This window comes from Vreelandella sp. L-15, assembly GCF_056857635.1.
The window spans coordinates 115376-139455 of the sequence record NZ_JBSXNN010000093.1 but is presented as its reverse complement, the minus strand read 5'-3'; the positions used below and the strand labels follow the sequence as shown (position 1 = coordinate 139455).

20 protein-coding genes are annotated in these 24080 nt (G+C 58.5%); 9 read left to right on the top strand and 11 right to left on the bottom strand.

Annotation, left to right across the window (positions count from 1 at the left end; all coding sequences use genetic code 11):
* Nucleotides 1-138 precede the first annotated feature (138 nt).
* Nucleotides 139-381 carry a GlsB/YeaQ/YmgE family stress response membrane protein gene (locus AC13CY_RS15160; protein WP_044627819.1) on the bottom strand — a complete coding sequence of 81 codons (243 nt, stop codon included), beginning with the start codon at nt 379-381 and terminating at the stop codon, nt 139-141.
* Nucleotides 382-498: 117 nt separating this feature from the next.
* Between AC13CY_RS15160 and AC13CY_RS15155 the strand changes: the two genes are divergently transcribed.
* The 4 genes from AC13CY_RS15155 to AC13CY_RS15140 all read left to right on the top strand — a co-directional run bounded on the left by AC13CY_RS15155 (nt 499) and on the right by AC13CY_RS15140 (nt 4093).
* Entirely contained in the window at nt 499-1368 is an 870-nt protein-coding gene (locus AC13CY_RS15155; protein ID WP_483052751.1) for a D-hexose-6-phosphate mutarotase, read from the top strand.
* 61 nt (nt 1369-1429) lie between these two features.
* Entirely contained in the window at nt 1430-1621 is a 192-nt protein-coding gene (locus AC13CY_RS15150) for a hypothetical protein (RefSeq protein ID WP_058576924.1), read from the top strand.
* Nucleotides 1622-1670: 49 nt separating this feature from the next.
* Nucleotides 1671-3059, top strand: a complete 1389-nt coding sequence (locus AC13CY_RS15145; RefSeq protein ID WP_483052750.1) for a YcjX family GTP-binding protein — start codon at nt 1671-1673, stop codon at nt 3057-3059.
* A complete protein-coding gene (locus AC13CY_RS15140; protein WP_287836494.1) occupies nt 3056-4093 on the top strand; it encodes a YcjF family protein in 1038 nt (345 codons plus the stop codon). Before AC13CY_RS15145 ends, AC13CY_RS15140 begins: the two co-directional genes overlap by 4 nt.
* A gap of 240 nt (nt 4094-4333) precedes the next feature.
* Here AC13CY_RS15140 and AC13CY_RS15135 read toward each other — a convergent pair whose 3' ends face one another.
* A complete protein-coding gene (locus AC13CY_RS15135; RefSeq protein ID WP_044627825.1) occupies nt 4334-5131 on the bottom strand; it encodes a Cof-type HAD-IIB family hydrolase in 798 nt (265 codons plus the stop codon).
* Between the two features lie 180 nt (nt 5132-5311).
* Here AC13CY_RS15135 and AC13CY_RS15130 point away from each other — a divergent pair, with 180 nt between their 5' ends.
* The 3 genes from AC13CY_RS15130 to gpgF all read left to right on the top strand — a co-directional run bounded on the left by AC13CY_RS15130 (nt 5312) and on the right by gpgF (nt 9499).
* Nucleotides 5312-7252: an exoribonuclease II gene (locus tag AC13CY_RS15130; protein WP_483052755.1), complete on the top strand. Its 1941-nt coding sequence runs from the start codon at nt 5312-5314 to the stop codon at nt 7250-7252.
* Nucleotides 7253-7386: 134 nt separating this feature from the next.
* A complete protein-coding gene (gene gpgS / locus AC13CY_RS15125; RefSeq protein WP_483052749.1) occupies nt 7387-8505 on the top strand; it encodes an N-acetylglucosaminyl phosphatidylglycerol synthase in 1119 nt (372 codons plus the stop codon).
* On the top strand, nt 8483-9499 hold the full coding sequence (gene gpgF / locus AC13CY_RS15120; RefSeq protein ID WP_483052748.1) for a glucosaminyl phosphatidylglycerol flippase: 1017 nt from the start codon (nt 8483-8485) through the stop codon (nt 9497-9499). The genes gpgS and gpgF overlap by 23 nt, the downstream gene beginning before the upstream one ends.
* 85 nt (nt 9500-9584) lie before the next feature.
* Here the strand turns inward: gpgF and sucD are convergent, their stop codons facing one another.
* The 9 genes from sucD to sdhC all read right to left on the bottom strand — a co-directional run bounded on the left by sucD (nt 9585) and on the right by sdhC (nt 21323).
* Complete coding sequence (gene sucD / locus AC13CY_RS15115; RefSeq protein ID WP_044627828.1) at nt 9585-10457, bottom strand: succinate--CoA ligase subunit alpha; 873 nt, start codon at nt 10455-10457, stop codon at nt 9585-9587.
* The gene (sucC, locus tag AC13CY_RS15110; protein WP_016914526.1) at nt 10457-11623 is read right to left on the bottom strand and encodes an ADP-forming succinate--CoA ligase subunit beta; all 1167 of its coding nucleotides are present in this window, start codon (nt 11621-11623) and stop codon (nt 10457-10459) included. The genes sucD and sucC overlap by 1 nt, the downstream gene beginning before the upstream one ends.
* 162 nt (nt 11624-11785) lie before the next feature.
* Nucleotides 11786-13225, bottom strand: a complete 1440-nt coding sequence (lpdA, locus tag AC13CY_RS15105) for a dihydrolipoyl dehydrogenase (RefSeq protein ID WP_044627829.1) — start codon at nt 13223-13225, stop codon at nt 11786-11788.
* Between the two features lie 112 nt (nt 13226-13337).
* Nucleotides 13338-14882: a 2-oxoglutarate dehydrogenase complex dihydrolipoyllysine-residue succinyltransferase gene (gene odhB / locus AC13CY_RS15100; protein WP_044627830.1), complete on the bottom strand. Its 1545-nt coding sequence runs from the start codon at nt 14880-14882 to the stop codon at nt 13338-13340.
* Nucleotides 14883-14920: 38 nt separating this feature from the next.
* Nucleotides 14921-17755 (bottom strand): 2-oxoglutarate dehydrogenase E1 component, encoded by a 2835-nt coding sequence (locus AC13CY_RS15095; RefSeq protein WP_228219167.1) that lies wholly within the window; start codon nt 17753-17755, stop codon nt 14921-14923.
* A 332-nt stretch (nt 17756-18087) separates the two neighbouring features.
* Complete coding sequence (locus tag AC13CY_RS15090) at nt 18088-18798, bottom strand: succinate dehydrogenase iron-sulfur subunit (RefSeq protein WP_016914530.1); 711 nt, start codon at nt 18796-18798, stop codon at nt 18088-18090.
* A 27-nt stretch (nt 18799-18825) separates the two neighbouring features.
* Nucleotides 18826-20601: a succinate dehydrogenase flavoprotein subunit gene (sdhA, locus tag AC13CY_RS15085; protein ID WP_062359303.1), complete on the bottom strand. Its 1776-nt coding sequence runs from the start codon at nt 20599-20601 to the stop codon at nt 18826-18828.
* A 3-nt stretch (nt 20602-20604) separates the two neighbouring features.
* Nucleotides 20605-20952: a succinate dehydrogenase, hydrophobic membrane anchor protein gene (gene sdhD, locus AC13CY_RS15080; RefSeq protein ID WP_083026627.1), complete on the bottom strand. Its 348-nt coding sequence runs from the start codon at nt 20950-20952 to the stop codon at nt 20605-20607.
* Complete coding sequence (gene sdhC / locus AC13CY_RS15075) at nt 20946-21323, bottom strand: succinate dehydrogenase, cytochrome b556 subunit (RefSeq protein ID WP_196781579.1); 378 nt, start codon at nt 21321-21323, stop codon at nt 20946-20948. The genes sdhD and sdhC overlap by 7 nt, the downstream gene beginning before the upstream one ends.
* A 487-nt stretch (nt 21324-21810) precedes the next feature.
* On the opposite strand from sdhC, the gene gltA reads away from it, so the two are divergent.
* Together gltA and AC13CY_RS15065 are read left to right on the top strand one after the other, a co-directional pair.
* Entirely contained in the window at nt 21811-23097 is a 1287-nt protein-coding gene (gene gltA, locus AC13CY_RS15070) for a citrate synthase (protein WP_062359304.1), read from the top strand.
* Between the two features lie 92 nt (nt 23098-23189).
* On the top strand, nt 23190-24071 hold the full coding sequence (locus AC13CY_RS15065; RefSeq protein ID WP_044627836.1) for an NAD(P)-dependent oxidoreductase: 882 nt from the start codon (nt 23190-23192) through the stop codon (nt 24069-24071).
* Nucleotides 24072-24080: the final 9 nt, after the last annotated feature.

Below are 24080 nucleotides of genomic sequence, written 5' to 3'. Positions count from 1 at the left end.
AGCAATGGGGGAAAGGGGGAAGTGTGTCTGAACGCCGGAAAGTGGTTAAAAAGTAGCCGATGTAAGTCGAGCCAGTAGGTGTTTAGCGGTGTTACAGCCTGAGTGCGGTACTGGCTGAGGTACTATGAGAAATCCAGGCTAAGCGCTTTTGACTTTACTAATGACCCATAGCAAGACCACCGCCCCCACGGTTGCCGTGACCAGCGAGCCGATAAAGCCACCCGCCTGTAAACCCAGCAAACTAAATAAGAAGCCCCCGACGAGCGCGCCAACCACACCCACGCCGATGTTGCCTAAAATACCAAAACCACCGCCACGCATGATGTTGCCAGCAATCCAGCCAGCTAAACCACCAATGATTAACCACGCAATAAAGCCCATACTACCTCCTTGGTTTCACTCAGCTTGGGGTTTTACCTTCCATCTATGCTTGTCCTACCATAGCACACGGCGCTACTGTTCTGCCCATTTGTTGCCTTTTCCCACAAGGATCCTCTTATGATTCCCGACTCCCTTAAACAGCTACTTAGCCATGTTGATGGTCATCAACGCGCCACCTGGGAGGGCCGTGACGTCGCACTCTTCAACATGGCCTGGGGGGAAATGGTCATTAGCCTGCAAGGCGCACAGGTGCTGCACTTTCAGCCAACAAACGACACTGGCTGGCTATGGGTAACGCCAACGCCGCAGGCGCTGCCGGGCGCGATTCGTGGCGGCATTCCGCTTTGCTGGCCCTGGTTTGCCGACGAGCGCTACGCTGACGAAAGCCCCGAGCGTAACGGCCCCTTCCATGGGCTTGCCCGCCACGCCATGTGGCGTCTGGACGCCGTTGACGACCACGCCGAAGGCATCGAGGTCCATCTCTCGCCGGAAGAGTGTCTGCATAGCCAGCTCACCGCCCGCGTGGTCATTCAAGCCAACGCCCAGCGGCTAAACGTTGAGATCATCAGCGAAAACATTGGCGATGCTCCGATCAAAACCAGCGGCGCACTGCATACCTACCTGGCCGTTAATGAGGTGCATCAATGCCGCTTAGAAGGCCTAGCAGGCGCGCGCTATTTGGATAAGCTGCGTGACTTTGCGGAATCTGAGCAACAGGGCACGCTGGCGATTCGTGGCCCGGTCGACCGTATTTATCACACCAATGAAGCGGTGCTGCTCAACGACGGCCAGCGCACGCTGCGCATCGGTAAGCAGTCCAGCGACTCCACGGTGGTCTGGCACCCGGATAGCGACCTGCCCAGCGACACACCCGCCGACGCCGCCACACACTTTTTATGCATCGAGGCCGCCAATACTCGCCTTGATCCGGTTTGGTTGGTACCCGGGGCGCAGCACCTGCTAGGGACGACAATAAGCCGCGGTTAATGATCGGTTCATCAAGGATTTGCTATGATCAGGCCATGGATATCCCCCCAAAGGAGAGACGATGGATCCACAGCAATGGCTGGAAGCAGCCACGCTTGCCTTTAACCTGATTGGCATGGTGGTGTGCTTGGTTGGCTTAACGCTTGCACAAAAAATGCAGCGCCGCTGGCCCGGCTATAGCCTCGCGGTCGTCGGTTTTATCATTGCGACCCTGCCCATGCTCTCCCAGCTTGTCTTGATGTGGCAGCGCTAACGCTCGACTACGTTGCCAAGATGCCCCACCCGATGAAGGAAGCGACAGGATGCGCCAGCCGTTAAGCCGCGAATTGAGCAATATGTTAGAGCGAAGCCGAGACCGGCAGCTGCGGCTGGCGGTGACAGGCCTTTCGCAAGCGGGTAAAACGGCGTTTTTAACCTCGCTGGTGAACCAACTACGCCATGCAGGCGTAGAAGCACAGTTAGACCTACTACCGGTTGCCCGTGAAGGCCGACTGCTAGGCGCGCAGCGTTTAAATCAGCCGGACTTAGGCGTGCCACGTTTCCCCTATGACCCCGGCATGGCCTCGCTGAGAGACACACCGCCGCGCTGGCCCGAGCCCACCCGCGGCATTAGCGAGCTGCGTTTACAGCTGCGCTACCGCCCTGCCCAACAGGGCTGGTTTACGCCGGACATCGCTCACCTGACGCTGGACCTGTTCGACTACCCCGGCGAATGGCTGCTGGATTTGCCGCTGCTCCAGCACGACTTCTACAGCTGGAGCCAGAGCCAGGCCCAGCACGAAGGCCCTCATCGCCGGGCACTGTTTAGCGAATGGCTGGCCGAGGCAGAGCAGCTAGACCCTACGGCAGAAGCCGATGAAGCACAGCTCGCCACGCTGGCCGAGGCCTACGCATTGGGCCTGCGTCGCGCCAAGCAGGCGGGCTTTTCTGACCTGCAGCCGGGGCGTTTTTTGCTGCCCGGCGAGCTGGATGGCGCGCCGGTGCTGCAGTTCTTCCCGCTGCCCGGATTAGATACTCCCAAAGAAACCCTCGACGCCCTACCCGAATCGAGCCTCTACGCCACCCTGGCGGCGCGTTTTCGCTACTATCAGCAGCAGGTAGTTCGCCCCTTCTACCGCGACCACTTCCGCCGATTTGACCGCCAGATTGTGCTGGTGGACGTGCTGGGCGCGCTCAATGCCGGGCCGGAGCGCTTCGAGGATCTTTCCCGCGCGCTGCAACAGCTGATGAAGAGCTTTGATTACGGCAAGCGCAGCCTGCTGACCCGTCTGTTCGCTCCCAAAATTGACCGCCTCGCCATTGCCGCTACCAAAGCGGACCACGTGACGCCCGACCAACACACCCACGTAGTGCAGCTGTTAGAAGCGCTGCTGGCGGAGCCATTGAAAGACTTACGCTTTGCCGATATCCCGGTGAAAGCGCTGTCGCTGGCGGCCATTCGCGCCACCGAGGCCCGCGAAGTGCTTCATGATGGCAAGCGAACACCAGCGCTGAAAGGCACCACGTTAGAAGGTGAAGACGTGCTGGTTTACCCCGGCGATGTGCCCAGCCGCCTGCCCAAAGCCGATTTTTGGCAGCAGCAAGGGTTTGATTTCCCCAGCTTCCGCCCGATGCCCGCCGATAGCGAGGCACTGCCCCACATCCGTATGGACGCCGCGATTGATTGGCTGATTGGAGACAAACTGACATGAGCAACCCTCAGCCCCGCCGCGACTTCCACACCAAAGCGCCGCCCGAACCTACCCAGGAAACCCTGCGCCAGCACGAACGCTTTGCGGCGACTGAATCACACCAGCCGCTGGCGACCCAAGCCGAACTCAAAGCGTTGCCGGAAGAGACCCTTGGCGCGCCCCGCAAGCGCCGTTGGGGGCTGATGTTCGCCTTGGCAGGCGGTGCCACACTCGGCACGGTAGAGCTGGCAACCGGCATTCCTGATGCGCTGTCCCAGTCCCAGTGGATGGCGATGGCATGGCAGCTGTTTGGGATTAGCCTGATTGGCTTGGGCGGCGTATCGCTTCTCAAGGAGCTGGGCCGTTTGCGGCGCTTAAAGCGGCACGATCAGCTACGGGCCAACCTAGCCGAGCTTCCCCAGCGCTCCAGCAAACAAGCCCAGGCGATGGCCGTTCAATTAAAACAGCAGCTTGCACTGAGCAACGACGACCCGCACTGGCTGGCCTTTCAGCGAGCGTGCCAGCCGCACCATAGCGGTGAAGAGATTCAAACCCTGCTGCGCTACCACCTGCTAGCCCCCCGTGACCGGGAAGCTCAGCGGTTGATTACGCGCATGTCGGGGGAAACCGCCATCATGGTGGCGGTTTCCCCGCTAACCCTGGTGGATATGGCGCTGGTGGCGTGGCGCAGCCTTGCCATGGTGGATAGGCTGAGCCGCCTGTACGGCCTGGAACTTGGCTACGCCAGCCGCCTGCGGCTATTTCGCCACGTGCTGCATAACATGGCGTTTGCAGGCGCCAGCGAACTGGCTACCGATGCCAGCATGGACATGCTCTCGCTGGATTTGGCAGGCCGCCTTTCAGCAAGAGCCGGCCAGGGCTTAGCGACGGGGCTGCTGAGCGCCCGCCTGGGTATGCGCGCGCAGCGACTGTGCCGCCCGGTGGCGTTTACCCCAGAAGAGCAGCCCAAACTAGCCGACCTTCGCCAAGACCTCTGGCGGCAGATCAAGCGGCTTGATAAAGAGCCCGCCCCCGCCGCACGCAACAGCGATTAATACCGCTCAGCCGCACATCCTCTTCGCTGAAGTGCTCGGGCCGTAGACCCAGAACCACCGGCTGTAACAGGTCGTTCCAGCCTTCGGCATCCGCCACTTCATTTAAGTCACCTAGCAGGCCAAGCTCGCCCCACTCCTGAAGGTTATTATCGTTTTAGGGGCTAGATGATGGTGGAGCGCTCCGCCTACCGCAAGCGGCTATCGACTAAGGTGGCAGAGCAATAATGACAGCAACAAATGCTAAAGCCCAAAGCGCTGCTTCAGGAATAACGCCACCGCTGCTTCGCCGTGGTGGCCGATCCGCCGGGCTTCTGGCACGCGATCGAACAGCGCCGGATGAGCGTTGGCCATCACCTGGGCCTCGCCTGCCAAGGTGAGCATTTCGGTGTCGTTGAGGTTATCACCAAAGGCCAGGCAGTCGGCGGCGGTGAGCCCAAGCGACTCCAGCAACGCCGCGAGCGCCACGCCTTTATTCACTCCGCCCGCCATGATCTCTAGCGAGTCCACCGTGGAGTAGGTAATGTGCAGCCCATCGCCATGCGCCGCTTGGGCCTGAGCCTCCAGCTCTGCCAGCGCATCCGGGTTGCCCAAATAGAGCACTTTACCTACGCCGTTGGCGTCCATCTGCTCCGGTGGCACGACCTCATAGCGAAAGCCCGTCGAGGCGTGCAGTGAAAGCAGGTGTGGCGCTTCGGCGTCCACATGCCAGCCCGCTTCGCGGTAAAGGTTGAGGCGCACCTGTGGCGGCCGGGGTAAATGAATCAGCGCGTGGGCGTGATCCGGGTTGAGGTGCGACGCGCTAACCAAGCCACCGTCTGGGTCGTGGGTGTAAGCCCCGTTGGTGCTAATCAGGTGAGCAGGCACGCCCAGCTCATCGCGGAAGACGCGCATATCGTGGTAGTGGCGGCCCGAAGCCAGCGCCAGGTGGTGCCCCTGCCGAACCAACTCTTGGAGCACCTCAATGGTGCTGTCATGTAACCGGTGGTCGCTGCCTAACAGGGTACCGTCAAGGTCGGAAACGATCAGGCGAGGGGTCATCAAAGCGCTCCTTGTGCGTTAGCAGAGTAACGTTGCAGTTCGCTCAGCTTAACCGATTCAGCCAACCGTAAGTAAGTCATTGACCTGCCGTCGCCGTCGCCACTTCCCCAGGGGCAACGATTGGCGCAGCCAGTGGGAATCCGTATAGTGGCAACCTACTCTCGCCAACTGATTGAACACATGCTTCAAAACAACTCCCTGCTTGCCCAGCTCAAGCAACAGATCCGTGAAACCACCCCGCGCGCTGAAGGGGTGATCAAAGCCACAGAAAAAGGCTTTGGTTTTCTTGAAACTGATAGCGGCGAATCCTATTTCGTGCCGCCCCCCGCCATGAAACAGGTGCTGCACGGCGACCGTGTGGAAGCCGTGATTCACGAGAACGGCGATAAAAAGTCGGTTGAGCCTGAAAAGCTTATTGAAGCCGGTTTAGACCGCTTCGTTGCTCGCGTGCAAAAGCGCGAAGGCCGCCTCGCGGTGGTGCCGGATCACCCCTCGATTCGCAACGTTCTAAAAGCACGCATCAAAAATAGCCTGGATGAAGACTCCATTGCCGACGGCGATTGGGTCGTGGCGCGTTTGGTGCGTCACCCGCTAAAAGAGAACGACCGCGGCTTCTTCTCCCAGATCGATGAGTTGGTGGCCAAAGCCGACGACCCCGCCGTGCCGTGGCGCGTGACGCTTGCTCGCCACGCGCTGGAGCAAGAGTGCCCGGATGCCGGCAGCGATTGGCCGCTACGCGACGAGGGACTGACGCGGGAAGACCTCACCGCACAGCCCTTCTTTACCATCGACGGCGAAAAGACGCGAGACATGGACGATGCCCTACATGTGGTGGCCCGTCCCGAAGGCGGCTGGCAGCTGAGCGTGGCGATTGCCGACCCCACCGCTTATGTGGAAGAGGGCCACGCTGCTGACCTGGAAGCCCGCGTCCGTGCATTTACCGTGTACCTGCCGGGCCAGAACGTGACCATGTTGCCCGAGCAGTTGGCGGATGATCTTTGCTCGCTGCGGGAAGGCCAAGAGCGCCCTGCCCTGGCCTGCACGCTGAACATTAACGCCGACGGCAGCCTGGGCGACTACCGCTTCTTCGCGGCCAACGTGAAGTCCCACGCTAAGCTAGTGTACGAGCGCGTCTCTGATTGGATTGAAGGTCAAGGCGACTGGGCACCGGCAGATAATATTGCCGAGCAGCTACACGCCCTGCGTGAGCTGACCGAAGCGCGTACCGCGTGGCGCAACGAGCACGCGCTGGTATTTAGAGATCGTCCTGATTACGTGTTTGATCTGGATGAAGCGGGCAACGTGCTGGGGATTCACACCGAAGACCGCCGCATTGCCAACCGTATGATCGAAGAGTCGATGATTGCTGCCAACGCCTGCTGCGCGGATTTCCTGGCTAGCCATATCGGCCACGGAATCTTCAACGTACACCGCGCTTTCGAGCCGGAAAAAGCTGAAGCGGCACAAGAGTTCCTGGCGACTCAAGACATCGAAGTGGCCCAGGAAGCACTTACCGAGCTTGCCCACTATAAGGAGCTGAAGCGTGCGCTTGAAAGCCGCGACGACGCTTGGCTGGATGCGCGCCTGCGCCGTTTCCAGGGCTTCACCAGCATGTCGGCTCAGCCTGGCCCGCACTTCGGCCTGGGGCTGCCCGCCTACGCCACCTGGACCTCGCCGATTCGTAAGTATGGCGATATGGTCAACCACCGCTTGATCAAGCGCGTGCTGAAGGGTGAGCAGGCTCCGGCAGAAGCCAGCCAGCAGCTCACCGAGCAGCTCACCGAGCGCCGCCGTCTGAACCGTATGGCCGAGCGCGACGTGAAAGATTGGCTTTACGTGCGCTACCTGACCCCGGCGGCGCAGAATCAGGACACCTTCGACGCCGAAATCATGGCGATCAACCGTGGCGGTATGCGGGTTCGCCTGATAGAAAACGGCGCGACGGCGTTCGTGCCTGCCCCCTTGATGCACAGTGACCGCGATAAAGTGGTCATCGATGACAAAGAGGGCCGCATTCAGATCGAAGGCGAAGAGCGCTTCAAGCTGGGCGATAGCCTGCGCGTATCACTCACGGAAGCCCGTGAAGAGACACGATCGCTGGTCGCCAAACCTGCTGACTAAACGCAGCCAACACGTGTTCGCGCCACGGCTTTGCCGTGGCGTTTTTATTTCTGCTCCAAGGTGACGTTGTCGCAGAACTGACTTATTTCTACCCTAAGGTAATTCGATGACACTCATGTGGCTCGGAGGTTACCTTGCACATCGCCGATGTGACCATGTTCCACGCCCCGGCAAGTGGCGGCGTTCGCACCTATTTACAGGCCAAGCACCGCGTCCTCTCGCGCACACCCAACCTCCGTACCAGCCTGCTGGTGCCAGGGGCTGAGCGTGATAGTTTGGGCGACCACCACACGCTACCGGCGCTGCACCTGCCCCTTGGACAAGGCTATCGATTCCCGCTGCGCCGCCGCCCTTGGCGTGATGCTTTGGTAGACCTCTCCCCCACGTTGATCGAAGCAGGTGATCCGTATGTGACCGCCTGGGCCGCGCTGGAGGCTGGCCAGCGGCTAGGTGTGCCGGTGGTGGGTTTCTATCACTCCGACTTACCTAACTTAATGGGGGACCGTTTTGGACGACACGTCCACCAACGGCTGGTTCGCTACGTGGTGGATCTGTACCAGCGCTTTGATAGCGTGCTGGCTCCCTGCCACGCGATGGCCAACCGACTCACCGAGTGGGGCGTGCCCAACGTGCGCGTGCAGTCGTTAGGGGTTGATTTAGAGCAGTTTCACCCTTCACGACGCGACCCCGGCTTCCGTACGGCCATGGGTATTCCTGCGGATAAAAAGCTGCTGATCTTTGTCGGCCGCTTTTCCCGAGAAAAGAATATCGACGTACTACTCGCCACCATGCGGGCGCTTGGCAGCGACTACCACCTGCTGCTAATGGGGCCGGGCATGCCGACTCAAGTACCTAGCAATGTCACGGTGGTAAACCGCTGCTGCGGTAGCCATGAAGTGGCCCGAGCGCTTGCCAGTAGCGATGCGCTGCTGCATGCGGGCACCCGCGAAACCTTTGGGCTGGTGGCCCAGGAAGCGATGGCCAGCGGCCTACCGGTGATTGGCGCGCGGGCAGGCGCGCTGATTGAGAACGTACCGCTGGGCGCGGGCGTGCTCTGCCAGCCGCTTGACCCTGACGCGATGGCGGACGCCTGCGCCGCGCTGTTTAGCAACGATATTGCCGCCAGCGGACGCTACGCGCGCCATTTTGTTGAGCGCCAGTTTAGCTGGGATAGCGTCATTGGCTCGCTGCTGACGCACTATGTCGACCTCTGTGGACTCGAACAGCCCGATGCCCGTGTCGTCCGTCGCTAAACCTCAACGGCTGCTGCGCTTTCGTCCGCTACACGGCGTTCTACTGCTGGCTGCTCTGGTAGCGCCACTGGTGCTCACATCGCTTGCAGGGGGCAGCAAAGCGTTTGAGCATGTGGCGCAGTTTCCCATTAGCCTACTGGTCCTGATGATCGCCATGGCGGCGCTATGCTGGAACTTGAACGCCGCCCGGCTGCGCCTGATGCTGAACGGCCGCGCTGGCCAGCTTGGGCAGCGCGGCGCGCTGGGCATCGAGCTGGCGGCGAAGTGCGCGCTCTGCGCAACACCAGGCGGTAGCGGCGGCCCGGCCACTCTGCTGTTATTACTTGCCCAGCGGGGATTTTCGCCCTCAAAAGGCACCGCCGTGTTTCTCATCGACCAGGGGTGCGACCTGCTGTTCTTTCTGCTGATGCTGAGCGGTTTGGTGGCGATGTCGGTTTTCGGGGATGCCCAGTGGCCACACCAAGGGCTGGTACAGCTCTCGCTACTGGGATTGGCGCTGTTAGCGGTGGGCGTCTCGCTGATGATGGGGTACTTACCCAAGCTGCTGCGTACTCAACGCCAGTGGCTAGCCTGGATACGCCCTAGCCGCAGGCGCTGGCTGGTTAGGCGACTGTTACGCTGTCGCCATGCGCTGCGTATGACGCTGGCGCTACCCAAAGCCACGTTGGCAGCGATGCTGGCACTCACGACCCTACACTGGCTGCTGCGCTACAGCTTGCTGTACCTAGCGGTGATTGGCATCGGCGGGCATGCCGACTGGCTCTGGACGTTTTTAACTCAGATGCTAGCTATGGCCGCCAGCCAATTCAGCTTTCTCCCTGGCGGCGCAGGGGCGGCTGAAGTAGGGGTGGGAAGCCTGTTGCTGCCCTTGATGGGCCGGGAGCAGGCCGCGGCCGCCGTGCTGATCTGGCGGCTGATTAGCTACCACTTGTATCTTGCCGCCGGTGCGCCGCTGCTACTGCTCTACAGCGCGCGACTGCTGCGTCAGCGCTAGCCGCCTCACCGCTTTACTTAACCTCCTCAAACGCAAAAAGGGCACCCAGAGTGCCCTTTTCAGCGTCACGAAGAAAGTACGCGGCTTACCAGCCGGTCACTTCTTTCAGTGCATCGCCAATTTGCGCCAAGGAGCGTACGGTTTTCACACCGGCGTCTTCAAGAGCCGCAAATTTCTCATCGGCAGTACCTTTACCGCCAGAGATGATGGCGCCAGCGTGGCCCATACGCTTGCCAGGAGGTGCAGTGACACCGGCAATGTAGGAAACCACCGGCTTGGAAACGTTGGCTTTGATGTAAGCCGCGGCTTCTTCTTCGGCGGTGCCGCCGATTTCGCCGATCATCACGATCGCTTCGGTTTTCGGGTCCTTCTCGAACATCTCCAGGATGTCGATGAAGTTAGAACCCGGAATCGGGTCGCCGCCGATACCGACACAGGTAGACTGACCGAAACCGTGGTCAGTGGTCTGCTTAACGGCTTCGTAAGTCAGGGTACCAGAGCGGGAAACGATACCAACGCGGCCCGGCTGGTGGATGTGACCCGGCATGATACCGATTTTGCACTCACCGGGAGTGATCACGCCCGGGCAGTTCGGGCCGATCAGGCGTACGCCCAGCTCGTCGCATTTTACTTTTGCGTCGAGCATATCGAGGGTCGCGATGCCTTCGGTGATGCACACGATCAGCTTGATGCCAGCGTTCGCAGCTTCAAGGATCGAGTCTTTGCAGAACGGTGCCGGTACGTAGATCACGCTGGCTTCTGCGCCGGTTTTCTCGACCGCTTCTTTCACGGTGTTGAAAACAGGCAGGCCCAGGTGCGTCTGGCCGCCTTTGCCCGGCGTCACACCACCGACCATTTGCGTGCCATAGGCAATCGCCTGCTCGGAGTGGAACGTGCCCTGGCCACCGGTGAAACCTTGGCAGATGACCTTGGTGTTCTTATCGATCAGGATGCTCATTACTTGCCCTCCGCTGCTTTTACAACCTGCTGAGCCGCGTCGGTCAGACTGGTAGCAGCGATGATGTTCAGACCGCTAGACGCCAGTTTTTCAGCGCCCAATTCAGCGTTGTTACCTTCCAGGCGAACGACCACCGGGACGTTAACGCCCACTTGCTCAACGGCACCGATGATGCCTTCAGCAATCATGTCGCAACGAACGATGCCGCCGAAGATGTTCACCAGAACGGCTTTCACGTTGTCGTCAGACAGGATGATCTTGAACGCTTCTGCGACGCGCTCTTTGGTCGCGCCGCCGCCAACGTCCAGGAAGTTGGCCGGCTTGCCGCCGCTCAGGTTGACGATGTCCATGGTGCCCATGGCCAGGCCAGCGCCGTTGACCATGCAACCGATGTTACCGTCGAGGGCCACGTAGTTCAGTTCCCACTTCGCGGCGTCGGCTTCACGCTGATCTTCCTGGGAAGGATCGCGCATCGCCTGCAGGTCCGGGTGACGGTACAGGGCGTTGCTGTCGAGGCCCAGTTTGGCGTCCAGGCAGTGCAGGTTGCCTTCGTCAGTGATGACCAGCGGGTTGATCTCAAGAAGTGCCAAATCTTTGTCGTGGAACAGCTTGGAGAGACCCAGGAAGATCTTGGTGAACTGCTTCACCTGATCGCCTTCCAGACCCAGCGCAAAGGCCAGCTCGCGAGCTTGGTAGGGCTGTGCGCCGACCAGCGGATCGATTTCAGCTTTGAGAATCTTTTCCGGCGTCTCTTCGGCGACGGTTTCGATCTCAACACCGCCTTCGGTAGAGGCCATGAAGACCACACGGCGGGTAGTACGGTCAACGACCGCGCCCAGGTAGAGCTCGTCGGCGATGTTGGTGCAGGTCTCTACCAGAATCTTGGCAACCGGCTGACCTTTTTCGTCAGTCTGGTAAGTGACCAGGTTCTTGCCCAGCCACTGCTCGGCGAAGGTTTTGGCTTCTGCCGGGTCCTTGATCAGTTTGACGCCGCCCGCTTTACCGCGGCCGCCAGCGTGAACCTGGGCTTTGACGACCCACATGTCGCCGCCGATTTTTTTGCACGCTTCTACTGCTTCTTCGGGAGTGTCCACGGCAAAGCCTTTGGACACTGGCAGACCATAATCAGCAAACAGCTGTTTGCCTTGATACTCGTGAAGGTTCATCGATTCATGCCATTGGTTGCATGTGACTCGAACGATGATCAGTCGCCCTGAAGAACATCTTGCAGGTGCTGGTCATCCCCGTACTTTCATGACGACGAGTTGCCACGCCACCATGAAAGTGTTGCGCCACCTGACGGTGGCGCTTGGTTGTTGCTTAGCGAATTACTTGCGCTTCTTGCGGTTGGCCATGTGAATGGCATGACCTTCTACCGCCAGAGCAGCTTCGTGCACGGCTTCCGACATAGTCGGGTGCGCGTAGCAGGTCAATGCCAGGTCTTCGGCGCTGGAGCCGAACTCCATGGCGATCACGCCCTGGGCGATCATCTCACCGGCGTGCTGACCCACGATGTGCATACCGAGAATACGGTCGGTTTCCGCATCGGCAATGATCTTAGCGCTGCCTTCGGTGGCGTTGTTGGCCATGGCACGGCCGCTGGCTGCGAAGGGGAAGCTACCGGTCTTGACTTCGATACCCTTGGCCTTGGCGTCCTGCTCGGTCATGCCGACCCAGGCCACTTCCGGGAAGGTATAGATGACGCTGGGGATAGTGTCGTAGTTCATCTCGGCCTTGTGACCGGCGATGATGTCCGCCACCATGATGCCTTCTTCAGACGCTTTGTGCGCCAGCATCGGACCGCGTACACAGTCACCGATGGCGTAGACGCCCGGCACGTTGGTGCGGCACTGGTCGTCCACGAAGATGAAGCCACGCTCGTCCAGCTCGACGCCCACGCCATCGGCCACAACGCCTTTGGTATAAGGACGACGGCCGACACATACGATCAGCTTGTCGAAGGTCATCTCTTGATCGCCGTTGGCATCGGTGTACTTGACGACGACTTCGTCACCGTTCGCTTCCGAACCGGTCACACGGGCACCCAATTTGATGTCCAGCCCCTGCTTCTTGAGCAGTTTCTGGGTCTCTTTGGCAATCGCGGTGTCGACCATCGGCAGGAAGGAGTCCATCGCTTCCAGCACGGTGACTTCAGAACCCAGACGGTTCCATACGCTGCCCAGCTCCAGGCCGATGACGCCCGCGCCAATGACGCCAAGACGCTTCGGCGTTTCCTGGAATTCCAGTGCGCCGGTGGAATCGACGATTAGGCCTTCGGTCAGCGGCGTGGGCGGAATTTCCACCGGCACGGAGCCTGCCGCGATGACGATGTTGTCGGCGTCGTAAGTGGTGGTGTTGCCGTCGAGGTCGGTCACCTCAACCTGCTTGCCAGACACCACTTTACCGGTACCTTCGATGGCGGTCACGCCGTTGGCCTTGAACAGGCCAGAGATGCCGCCGGTCAAGTTCTTAACGATCTTGTCCTTGCGCGCCATCATCTTCTTGACGTCCATGGTCACGTCGCCGGCTTCGATACCCATGTCGTCGAAATCGTGCTTGGCTTCGACGAACTTGTGCGAGGCTTCAAGCAGCGCTTTGGACGGGATACAGCCTACGTTCAAGCAGGTACCGCCGTGAACGACGTTACCTTCTTTACCGATCCATTTTTCAACACAGGCGGCTTTCAAACCCAGCTGCGCAGCGCGGATAGCCGCTACGTAGCCACCAGGGCCTGCACCAATAACGATCACGTCAAACTTGTCAGCCATGTTGGCTCCTTTAGCTTGGTGGCCTCCTCCCGGGTGGATGACAGCGGGTAGGAGGCTGTGTGCGATTAACTCAGCGTGCTCAGCACTAGCGAAGGCGGTTCAGCGCGCTTCGTTATACGTCTAGCAGCAGACGGGCCGGGTCTTCCAGCAGCTCTTTAATCGTAACCAGGAATTGTACCGCGTCTTTGCCGTCGATCATGCGGTGGTCGTAAGAGAGTGCCAGATACATCATCGGGCGAATTTCGACCTTACCGTTCACCGCCATCGGGCGTTCCTGGATCTTGTGCATCCCCAGGATAGCGGTTTGCGGCGGGTTGATGATCGGGGTCGACATCAGCGAGCCAAAGATACCACCATTGGTGATGGTAAAGGTGCCGCCCTGCATTTCGTCGATGCCGAGCTTACCGTCACGCGCACGCTTGCCAAAGTCGACAATCGTCTTCTCGACGTCGGCAATTTTCATGTTGTCAGTGTCACGCAGAACCGGCACCACGAGACCACGATCCGTCGACACGGCAACACCGATGTCCTGGTAACCATGGTAAACGATATCGGTGCCATCGATGGAGGCGTTGACATCCGGGAAACGCTTGAGAGCTTCGGAGGCGGCTTTCACGAAGAAGCCCATGAAACCAAGCTTGGTGTCGTGGGCCTTCAGGAAGGTATCTTTGTACTGGGCACGCAGCGACATCACCGCACCCATGTCCACTTCGTTGTACGTGGTCAGCATGGCAGCGGTCTGCTGTGCCTGAACCAAACGCTTGGCGATGGTTTGACGCAGACGGCTCATCGGTACGCGCTTCTCGGCACGCTCACCCTCGACCGCTGGCGCAGCAGCGGCTTTGGCGGGTGCAGAGGACTTGGCCGCTTTCTTGGCCGAACCATCCTTGACGGCTTTCTGAACGTCTTCTTTCAGAATGCGACCGCCTTTGCCGGTACCTTCGATCTTGGAAACGTCCAGATCGTGCTCGGCAACCATCTTGCGAGCAGCCGGTGCCAACACTTTGCCACCCACCTTCTCATCGGCGCCTTCATCGTCAGCGTCGCTGGAAGCGCTGCTGGAAGAAGAAGCGCTGGCCTGGTCACTGCCACCGCCCTCTACGAAGGTTGCCAGAATCGCTTCGGACTCAACCTGGCTGCCTTCTTCTGCCTTGATTTCCGCCAGGGCACCATCGGCAGGCGCTACGACTTCCAGCACGACCTTGTCGGTTTCGATGTCGGCTAGCACTTCGTCACGCTTGACCGCTTCGCCTACTTTCTTGTGCCAGGTCGCCACGGTGCCTTCCTGAATGGACTCGGGGAAGCTAGGCGCCTTCACGTCGTGCTGCTTGCCTCCGGCTGGCTTGGCGGCTTCTTTGGACTCGGCCTTCTCGGCGCTGTCATCGCTGGCGGCACTCTCTTTCTTGCTGCCAGCACCGCTCGCTTCGCCGATCTTGCCCAATACCTGCTCGGACTCGACGGTATCGCCTTCTTCGGCCATCACGTCGGTCAGGGTTCCCGCTTCCGGTGCGACGACTTCAAGCACCACTTTATCGGTCTCGATTTCAACGATCAGCTCGTCGCGTTCGACGCTGTCACCCGGCTTTTTGTGCCACGCGGCCACGGTGCCTTCGGCAACGGATTCCGGAAAGGTTGGCGCTTTGATCTCAGTAGCCATGTCGTTTCCCTTATGTGTTCTCTAAACCCGGTGGGCGCTTATAGGTTAAAAGCGTCTTCCACCAGCTGGCGCTGCTGTTCAGTGTGGACGGACATGTAGCCCGCTGCCGGAGCAGCCGAGGCAGGACGCCCTGCGAATTTCAACTCACGTCCAAGGCCATCTTTCAACATATCGGCCACGGTACGCATGTGGTGCTGACTGGAGTACCAGGCGCCTTGGTTCAGCGGCTCTTCCTGACACCATACGATGTCTTCCACATTAGCATACGCCTGGAGCACTTCCAGAAGCTCTTCTTTCGGGAAGGGATAGAGCTGCTCTAGACGAATGATCGCCGTGTCGTCACGCTCGTTTTCAGCGCGCCAGTTAACCAGATCGTAGTAGACCTTGCCTGCGCACATAATGACGCGGGTGACGTTGTCGGCGTCGAGATTCGCTTGATCCGGCAGTACCATGTGGAACTTGCCGTGGGCGAGATCTTCCAAGCTCGACACGGCTTCTTTGTGGCGCAGCAGCGACTTAGGCGACATGACCACTAGCGGTTTACGCAGCGGACGAATCACTTGGCGGCGCAGCAGGTGGAAAATCTGCGCTGGCGTCGTCGGTACGCACACCTGCATGTTGTGCTCGGCGCACAGCTGCAAGAAGCGCTCTAGACGGGCAGAAGAGTGCTCGGGCCCTTGGCCTTCATAGCCATGAGGCAGCAGCATGGTCAAGCCGCATAGGCGACCCCACTTGGTCTCACCGGAAGAGATGAACTGATCCACTACCACCTGAGCGCCGTTGACGAAGTCACCAAACTGCGCTTCCCAAATAACCAAGTCATTCGGGGCGGTGGTCGAGTAGCCGTATTCGAATGCCAGCACGGCTTCTTCTGATAGGAAGGAGTCGTGAATGGTAAAGCGCGGCTGACCGTCGGCCATATTCTGCAGCGGTACATAGGTCGACCCGTCTTTCTGATTGTGCACGACCGCGTGACGGTGGGAGAACGTCCCACGCCCCACATCCTGCCCGGTGATGCGGATAGGATGACCTTGGTCGAGCAACGTGGCGTAGGCCAGCGTTTCGGCAAAGCCCCAGTTGAGCCCCATGCCACCCGCCTGCATTTTACGCCGGTCTTCGTAGATTTTGGCGACCTGACGCTGAACATCGACACCGTCCGGTATTTCACACATCTTCGCCGCCAGCTGTTGCAGGCGTTTCATGTCGAAGGTGGTGTCGGCATTGCCGGTCCACTCATGGCCCAGGTAGGGAGCCCAGTCGACGAACAGCGACTTGTTGGGTTCCTGAACCAGCGCGTTGGCCACGTGATTGCCTGCCACGAGATCATCGCGGTAGGTTTCCACCATGGCTTTGGCGTCGTCTTCGGACAGCACGCCCTGCTCGATCAGGCGCTGCGCATACAGCGTGCGTGAGGAGGGGTGGTCCTTGATCTTGGCGTACATCAGCGGCTGGGTGCCCGATGGCTCGTCGGCCTCGTTATGGCCGCGACGGCGGTAGCACACCAGGTCGATGACGACGTCTTTCTTGAACTGCTGACGGTAATCCAGGGCCACTTGGGTGGCGTGAATGACCGCGTCCGGATCATCGCCGTTGACGTGGAAGATCGGCGCCTGAACCATCTTGGCAATGTCAGTACAGTATTCGGTGGAGCGTGCATCGGCCGGGTTGGAGGTCGTGAACCCCACCTGGTTGTTGATGACGATGTGTACCGTGCCACCGGTCTTGTAGGCGCGGGTCTGAGACATCTGGAATGTCTCCATGACCACACCCTGCCCCGCGAAGGCGGCATCGCCATGAACATTGATCGGCAGCACTTTGCTTCCGTCAGCGTCATTGCGGCGATCCTGGCGGGCACGTACCGAGCCTTCCACCACCGGCGCGACGATTTCGAGATGCGACGGGTTAAACGACATGGCCAGGTGGACTTCGCCACCAGGCGACATGACGTTGGAGCTGAAGCCCTGGTGGTATTTCACGTCACCAGAACCACGCTCGATGACTTTCTTGCCATCGAACTCGTCGATCAGATCCGCAGGGTTCTTGCCCAGGATGTTGACCAGCAGATTCAAGCGGCCACGGTGGGCCATGCCGATCACGACTTCCTTGGTGCCATAGCCGCCGGCGCGCTGAATCAGTTCATCCATCATCGGTACGAACGACTCGCCACCTTCCAGGCCGAAACGCTTGGTACCCGGGTACTTGGAGGCCAGGTAATTTTCCAGACCTTCCGCAGCCGTCAGGCGTTCCAGTACGTGCTTGCGCACGTCATCGCTGAACTTGGGCGCGCTGCGTACCGATTCGAAACGACGCTGCAGCCAGCGCTTCTCTTCGGTATCCACGATGTGCATGATTTCGCAGCCGATGGAGCGGCAGTAGGTCTGCTCCAGCGCATCGACGATCTCGCGCAACGGTGCTTTATCAACACCCAGGAAGAAAGAACCTGTCTGGAACTCGGTATCAAGATCAGCCTTGGATAGCTGATGGAATGACAGGTCGAGGTCGGGGACGGGGGTAGGGTTACGCAGACCAAGCGGGTCGATATTGGCCTTTTGATGGCCACGGAAGCGATACGCGTTAATCAGCTGCAGGACTTTAATCTGCTTTTTGTTTTCACCGCTGTCGGACGCGGCGACTACCCGGCCTGGGCGCCTTTCACGGCCAAGCTGGTAGAACTGATCACGAATGGGGCTTAGTGGAACATCGTGGGAGGCACTGCCTTCAGCACGCGGCAACTGATCGAAATAGCTGCGCCACTCGTCTGAGACAGAATCAGGATCGGCGAGGTACTGCTCGTAAAGCGCTTCCACGTAGTGGACATTGCCACCACTAACGTGAGAGGAACGCCACATCAACTCCATTATGCCTTGTTGCATCTCTCGGTCACCCTGCACTGATGGGGTGGTATCGGCATCGCTGCATGCGTGCAACGACATCGCTATTGCCCTGCCGGCGGGGCGGGACGTTTGCCGGCGGCGCCGACCTGAGGCCGGTAGCCCTTTTTCATACACGTATGATGACGCGTTTCATTACCAGTTCATGCTCAAAAGCCGGTACTCGTCGCACCGGCTTTTAAACTTGGCTGATCCATGGTGCGGCGCGTCGCCGCACCATGACAGCCCCTATGATAACAAGCGAAGCGCCACGATTTAAGTAGCTTTGTGATGCAACTTATGTGGTAGTCGCTTTTTTTCACAGGATTAATGAGTTACGTCGCATCTGCGAGCAACATTTCACGAATTTTACCAATTGCACGGGTCGGATTCAGACCTTTCGGGCATACCGCCACGCAGTTCATGATGCCACGGCAACGGAACACCGAGAACGGGTCTTCCAGGCTGGTCAGACGCTCACGCGTGGCGGTATCGCGACTGTCGGCCAGGAAGCGGTATGACTGCAGCAGACCCGCCGGGCCCACGAACTTGTCCGGGTTCCACCAGAACGACGGGCATGAAGTCGAGCAGCACGCACACAGAATACACTCGTACAGACCATCCAGTTTGTCGCGCTCTTCCGGCGACTGCAGACGCTCAATGGCTGGCGCTGGCGTATCGTTCTGCAGGTACGGCTGAATACGCTCGTACTGCTTATAGAACAGACCCATGTCAACCACCATATCACGGATGACCGGGAGGCCAGGCAGCGGGCGCAGCGTCAGTTTGTTGTTTTTCACAACATCGGACAGCGGCGTGATGCATGCCAAGCCGTTTTTGCCGTTCATGTTCATGCCATCGGAACCGCATACACCTTCACGGCAGCTACGGCGATAGGCTAAACCGCTGTCTTGCTCTTTCATCAGGTGCAAAACATCCAGCACCATCAGATCACGGCCTTTGGTATCGACCTGAAACTCCTGCATATAAGGCGCGGAGTCGGTTTCCGGATTGTAGCGGTATACGGATACCTGAAGATTGGACATGGTGACTCCCTCTCGTCAGTGCGGAGATTAGTAGGTGCGAACCTTAGGCTCGAACGTATCAACAGTTTTCGGCTTGAAGTTAACGTCGCGCTTCTTCAGCTCTTTAGTTGCTGGGAAGTAGAGCGAGTGTTTCAGCCAGTTGACATCATCACGGTCTGGGTAGTCGTAGCGCGAGTGGGCACCACGGCTCTCTTTACGCTCAAGGGCAGCAATCGCCGTTGCTTCTGCCACTTCCATCAGGTTGTCCAGCTCCAGCGCCTCAACACGAGCAGTGTTGAATACATTGGATTTGTCCGGCAGGTGCGCATTGGCAATACGGCCACGCAGTTCCGCTAGCTTTTTGACACCTTCCTGCATGTTTTTCTCTTCACGGAATACACCGAAAGAGTTCTGCATGATGTCTTGAAGCTCGGCTTTCAGCTCAGGAATGCTTTCGCCGCCCTCTTCAGACTCGTTCCAGCGCGTAATACGCTTCATGGCGAATTCGATGTCTGACTCGGAAGCGTCCAGATACTCGATACCTTCGTTCAGCGCGCCTTCGATGAACATGCCCGCAGCGCGACCGAAGACCACCAGATCCAGCAGCGAGTTACCGCCCAAGCGGTTAGCACCGTGTACCGATACACACGCCGCTTCGCCACACGCGAACAGACCGTTGACGATCTTGTCGTTACCGCTCTCGTCCTGGGTGATCGCCTGACCATGAATATTGGTCGGGATACCGCCCATCATGTAGTGGCAGGTCGGCACGACTGGAATCGGGTCTTTCGCCGGATCAACGTGAGCGAAGGTTTTAGACAGCTCTACGATACCCGGCAGACGCTTACCAAGCACTTCTTCGCCCAGGTGATCCAACTTCAGGAACACGTGGTCGCCCTTCTCGCCACAGCCGCGGCCTTCGAGGATTTCCATGACCATGGAACGCGCCACGACGTCACGGCCCGCCAGGTCTTTGGCGTTGGGCGCATAGCGCTCCATGAAACGCTCGCCATCCTTGTTGACCAGGTAGCCACCTTCACCACGGCAACCTTCGGTGACCAGCGTGCCCGCACCGTAAATACCGGTCGGGTGGAACTGCCACATTTCCATGTCCTGCATCGGGAAGCCGGCGCGTAGCGCCATGCCGATACCGTCACCGGTGTTGATCAGGGCGTTAGTGGTCGACGCGTAGATGCGTCCGGCACCGCCGGTCGCCAGCACGGTGGCTTTCGACTTGACGTGCACCACTTCGCCGGTTTCGATACACATGGCGATACAGCCCACCACGTCACCGTTGGCGTTCTTGACCAGATCCACCGCGTACCACTCGTTCAGGAACGTGGTGTTGTTCTTCAGGTTGTTCTGGTAAAGGGTGTGCAGCAGCGCGTGACCGGTACGGTCGGCGGCGGCGCAGGTACGTGCGGCCTGACCACCTTCACCAAAGTTCTTGGACTGACCACCGAACGGACGCTGATAGATGCGGCCATTGTCGAAACGCGAGAACGGTAGGCCCATGTGCTCGAGTTCGAAGACGGCCTTGGGGCCTTCCGAACACATGTACTCGGCAGCGTCTTGGTCAGCGATATAGTCGCCGCCCTTGACGGTGTCATACATGTGCCAGCGCCAGTCGTCGTTCGGGTCGGCGGAGGCAATCGCACAGGTAATACCGCCTTGAGCAGAAACCGTGTGAGAGCGTGTCGGGAACACTTTGGACAGTACGGCTGTCTTCTTACCAGATTTTGCCAGTTCAAGCGCAGCACGCAGGCCAGAGCCACCACCACCGATGATAATGGCGTCGAATGTCAGGCTACGAAGGTTAGACATGTATCAAGCTCCCCACAGAATTTGAATGCCCCACACCAGGTACACAAAGATGGCCAGAATAATCAGCGTCTGGACACCTACGCGCAGGCGAGTGGACTTGAGGTAATCGGTAGTGACGGTCCACAAACCGATCCAGGCGTGCGCAGCGATAGAGACAAACGCCAGCAGCGAGAAAATGCGCATCCACGTTTGCTCGAACAGCCCGCTCCAGGCGTAGTAGTCCAGGTTTGGATTAAACAGCAGGTAGGCAACAACGAAAACCGTGTAAAGGGCCAGGATGACCGCAGAAACGCGCTGCATCAGCCAGTCGGACAGCCCGCTACGGCCAAAACTTGTGATATTGGTTACCATACCCAAACTCCTGCCAGAATAATCAGAACTGCACTCACTACCACAGTAGCCTGTGCTTTTTTAACGCCACCTTCTAAGGTCACCCCAATATTGGCGTCCATCAGCAGGTGCTTGATGCCTGCCACAAAGTGGAATGCCAAGGCAGACAGCAGCCCCCACGCAACGAGCTTGGCAAAGAAGTTGTTGGCTAAGGCACTGCTGACAGCATCGAAGCCAGCCGGAGATGACAGGGATTTACCCAACGCCCAAAAAGCGAAAATCAGGCCAACGAACAGGATCACACCCGTGATACGGTGTGTAATCGACGTTAGCGCCGGTAGTGGGAAATGTATCGTCGTTAGATCTAGGTTTACGGGTCGTTTGCTATTCACGGCGTTATACACACTCTCTTGGCCCGCTCAGCGACAGGTCGGGCATAGCCCGAGCGGGCAGTGGTTGCTGGAAGGGGCTCGGCCGTTGCCAAGTCGGGCACGACCACCTACCTGCCGGTCGCGCGCCGTGGATTATAAGAACCTTAGCCCCTGCTGACAAACCGAACTCAGACTGAACTCGACCATGGTGCAAGAAAATAGCCAATGGTCTGAGTCGATTTTGCGATGCAGCATGGTTATAGTGACATTAGATGGACGGTTTGATAAGCCTGTTAACGTATCGTCAACCCTCTGTCACTTAGGTACTATAGACCCCAGTTAATCATATACAATTATTATCCAAAACCGCACATCCCGTACAAGCATGTCTAGCATTACGGCTAATTGACAAAATGTCGCACGCTTCTATAGTGGGCAAGCCTTTTCGCCGGCGCGGCATGCGAAACAACGACTTTACGTCCCAAACCGAACTCGAAAGGAGGCCATCATGGCTGACAGGAAAGCGACATTGACGGTAGACGGTCTCGACAAGACGATCGAACTACCCATGTATTCCGGCACACTTGGCCCCGACGTCATCGACGTGCGCGGCCTAGGTGCTGAAGGCCTGTTTACCTACGATCCCGGCTTCATGGCCACCTCTTCCTGCCAGTCCGCAATCACCTATATCGATGGCGGCAAGGGCGTACTGCTGCACCGCGGCTACCCCATTGAACAACTGGCGAAAGAGTCGAACTTTGTAGAAGTTTGTTACACCCTGCTGTTTGGCGAGCTTCCCAATGATGAGCAGTATGCTGATTTCGAATCTCGCATTCGCAATCACACCATGGTGCATGACCAGATCAACAACTTCTTCAAAGGGTTCCGCCGCGATGCGCACCCGATGTCGATTCTGTGTGGTGTGGTAGGCGGCCTTGCCGCTTTCTACCATGATCACATGGACATTACTCAGGAAGAAGATCGGGTGATCAGCGCTATTCGCCTCATTGCTAAAATGCCGACCCTGGCAGCAATGTCGCACAAATATAACGTTGGCCAACCGTTCAACTATCCGCGCAACGACCTGAGCTATGCAGAGAACTTCCTCTACATGATGTTCAGCAACCCGTGCGAAGAGTACAAGATCAACCCGGTGTACGCGAAAGCCATGGACCGCATCTTTATGCTGCATGCGGACCACGAGCAAAACGCCTCTACCTCGACCGTTCGTCTGGCAGGCTCAACTGGCGCCAACCCGTTTGCCTGTATCAGCGCGGGCATTGCGGCCTTGTGGGGTCCGGCGCATGGCGGTGCCAATGAGGCCGTGCTGAACATGCTCGACGAGATCGGCGACGACTCAGAAGAGAACATTCAGCGCTTCGTCGACAAAGCGAAAGACAAGAACGACCCGTTCAAACTGATGGGCTTCGGTCATCGCGTCTACCGCAACTTCGACCCACGTGCCAAAGTGATGAAAGAGACCTGCGACGAAGTACTGGCCGAGCTCGGTATGGCCGATGACCCGCAGCTCAAAATTGCCAAGCGCCTGGAGCAGATCGCCCTGGAAGATGAATACTTCATCGAGCGTAAACTGTACCCGAACGTTGACTTCTATTCAGGCATCATCCTGAAAGCCATGGGTATTCCGACCAATATGTTCACTGTGATCTTTGCAGTATCGCGCACCATTGGCTGGATCTCTCACTGGCACGAAATGCTCAGCGAAAGCTACAAAATCGGCCGCCCGCGCCAGCTGTATATCGGTCACGAAAAACGTGACTATCCTACCAAGTGATTGGCGGCTAACGCGCTAATGCACGCATAGGATGACAAAGGCCACCCACGGGTGGCCTTTTGTTTGCTTCCTACCAACAACAAAGGTGTTTTATGCGATCTATTACCACCGTTGCTTTTATTGGCCTAGGCGTAATGGGCTACCCTATGGCCGGCCACCTTGCCAAACAAGGCCTTACCACTCGCGTTTACAACCGTACTGCCAGCAAGGCAGAGGCATGGGCCAAGGCGTTTGGCGGCACGGCTCATTCAACACCCGCCGAAGCGGCTGAGGGCGCTGATTTAGTGTTGGTATGCGTGGGAAATGACAACGATGTTCGCCAAGTAACCACCGGGCCAGACGGCGCTCTCAGCACCATGATGAGCGGTAGCTACCTAGTAGACCACACCACCGCGTCGGCCGATCTGGCCTTGGAGCTGGACGCAGCTTGCCGAGAGAAAGGCGTTGCATTTATTGATGCACCGGTGTCTGGCGGCCAACAGGGGGCCGAGAACGGCGCGCTAACGATTATGTGCGGCGGCGAGCAAGCGCATTTTGATGCCGTCGCCCCTTTCCTGAATCATTACGCACGTGCCGTCACGCTCATGGGCGCTGCCAGCAGTGGTCAGCTCACCAAGATGGTGAACCAAATCTGCATTGCAGGCTTGGTACAAGGCTTGGCGGAAGGCCTGCACTTTGCTGAGCAAGCCGGACTCGATCAGCACCAAGTCATCGACGTCATTTCCAAAGGCGCTGCAGGGTCTTGGCAGATGGAGAACCGTCATAAAACCATGATTGCTGATGAGTATAACCATGGTTTCGCGGTGGACTGGATGCGTAAGGATTTGGGCATTTGCCTAGAGCAAGCACGTAGGCTAAATGCCACCCTCCCCGTTACCGCCCTAGTCGACCAGTTTTATGCGGATGTACAGCGCATGGAAGGTGGCCGCTGGGACACGTCATCGCTATTAAAACGGCTGCGCAAGCCTGAATAACGCTTGACT

What these genes read in the sequence shown, in the direction of transcription:
- AC13CY_RS15090 (WP_016914530.1), bottom strand. Translation starts at nt 18,798, where the DNA reads ATGTCCAATCTTCAGGTATCCGTATACCGCTACAATCCGGAAACCGAC.
- odhB (WP_044627830.1), bottom strand. Translation starts at nt 14,882, where the DNA reads ATGGCTACTGAGATCAAAGCGCCAACCTTTCCGGAATCCGTTGCCGAA.
- lpdA (WP_044627829.1), bottom strand. Translation starts at nt 13,225, where the DNA reads ATGGCTGACAAGTTTGACGTGATCGTTATTGGTGCAGGCCCTGGTGGC.
- AC13CY_RS15160 (WP_044627819.1), bottom strand. Translation starts at nt 381, where the DNA reads ATGGGCTTTATTGCGTGGTTAATCATTGGTGGTTTAGCTGGCTGGATT.
- gltA (WP_062359304.1), top strand. Translation starts at nt 21,811, where the DNA reads ATGGCTGACAGGAAAGCGACATTGACGGTAGACGGTCTCGACAAGACG.
- AC13CY_RS15140 (WP_287836494.1), top strand. Translation starts at nt 3,056, where the DNA reads ATGAGCAACCCTCAGCCCCGCCGCGACTTCCACACCAAAGCGCCGCCC.
- sucD (WP_044627828.1), bottom strand. Translation starts at nt 10,457, where the DNA reads ATGAGCATCCTGATCGATAAGAACACCAAGGTCATCTGCCAAGGTTTC.
- sucC (WP_016914526.1), bottom strand. Translation starts at nt 11,623, where the DNA reads ATGAACCTTCACGAGTATCAAGGCAAACAGCTGTTTGCTGATTATGGT.
- AC13CY_RS15155 (WP_483052751.1), top strand. Translation starts at nt 499, where the DNA reads ATGATTCCCGACTCCCTTAAACAGCTACTTAGCCATGTTGATGGTCAT.
- AC13CY_RS15095 (WP_228219167.1), bottom strand. Translation starts at nt 17,755, where the DNA reads ATGCAACAAGGCATAATGGAGTTGATGTGGCGTTCCTCTCACGTTAGT.
- sdhA (WP_062359303.1), bottom strand. Translation starts at nt 20,601, where the DNA reads ATGTCTAACCTTCGTAGCCTGACATTCGACGCCATTATCATCGGTGGT.
- AC13CY_RS15130 (WP_483052755.1), top strand. Translation starts at nt 5,312, where the DNA reads ATGCTTCAAAACAACTCCCTGCTTGCCCAGCTCAAGCAACAGATCCGT.
- AC13CY_RS15135 (WP_044627825.1), bottom strand. Translation starts at nt 5,131, where the DNA reads ATGACCCCTCGCCTGATCGTTTCCGACCTTGACGGTACCCTGTTAGGC.
- sdhD (WP_083026627.1), bottom strand. Translation starts at nt 20,952, where the DNA reads ATGGTAACCAATATCACAAGTTTTGGCCGTAGCGGGCTGTCCGACTGG.
- AC13CY_RS15150 (WP_058576924.1), top strand. Translation starts at nt 1,430, where the DNA reads ATGGATCCACAGCAATGGCTGGAAGCAGCCACGCTTGCCTTTAACCTG.
- AC13CY_RS15065 (WP_044627836.1), top strand. Translation starts at nt 23,190, where the DNA reads ATGCGATCTATTACCACCGTTGCTTTTATTGGCCTAGGCGTAATGGGC.
- AC13CY_RS15145 (WP_483052750.1), top strand. Translation starts at nt 1,671, where the DNA reads ATGCGCCAGCCGTTAAGCCGCGAATTGAGCAATATGTTAGAGCGAAGC.
- gpgF (WP_483052748.1), top strand. Translation starts at nt 8,483, where the DNA reads ATGCCCGTGTCGTCCGTCGCTAAACCTCAACGGCTGCTGCGCTTTCGT.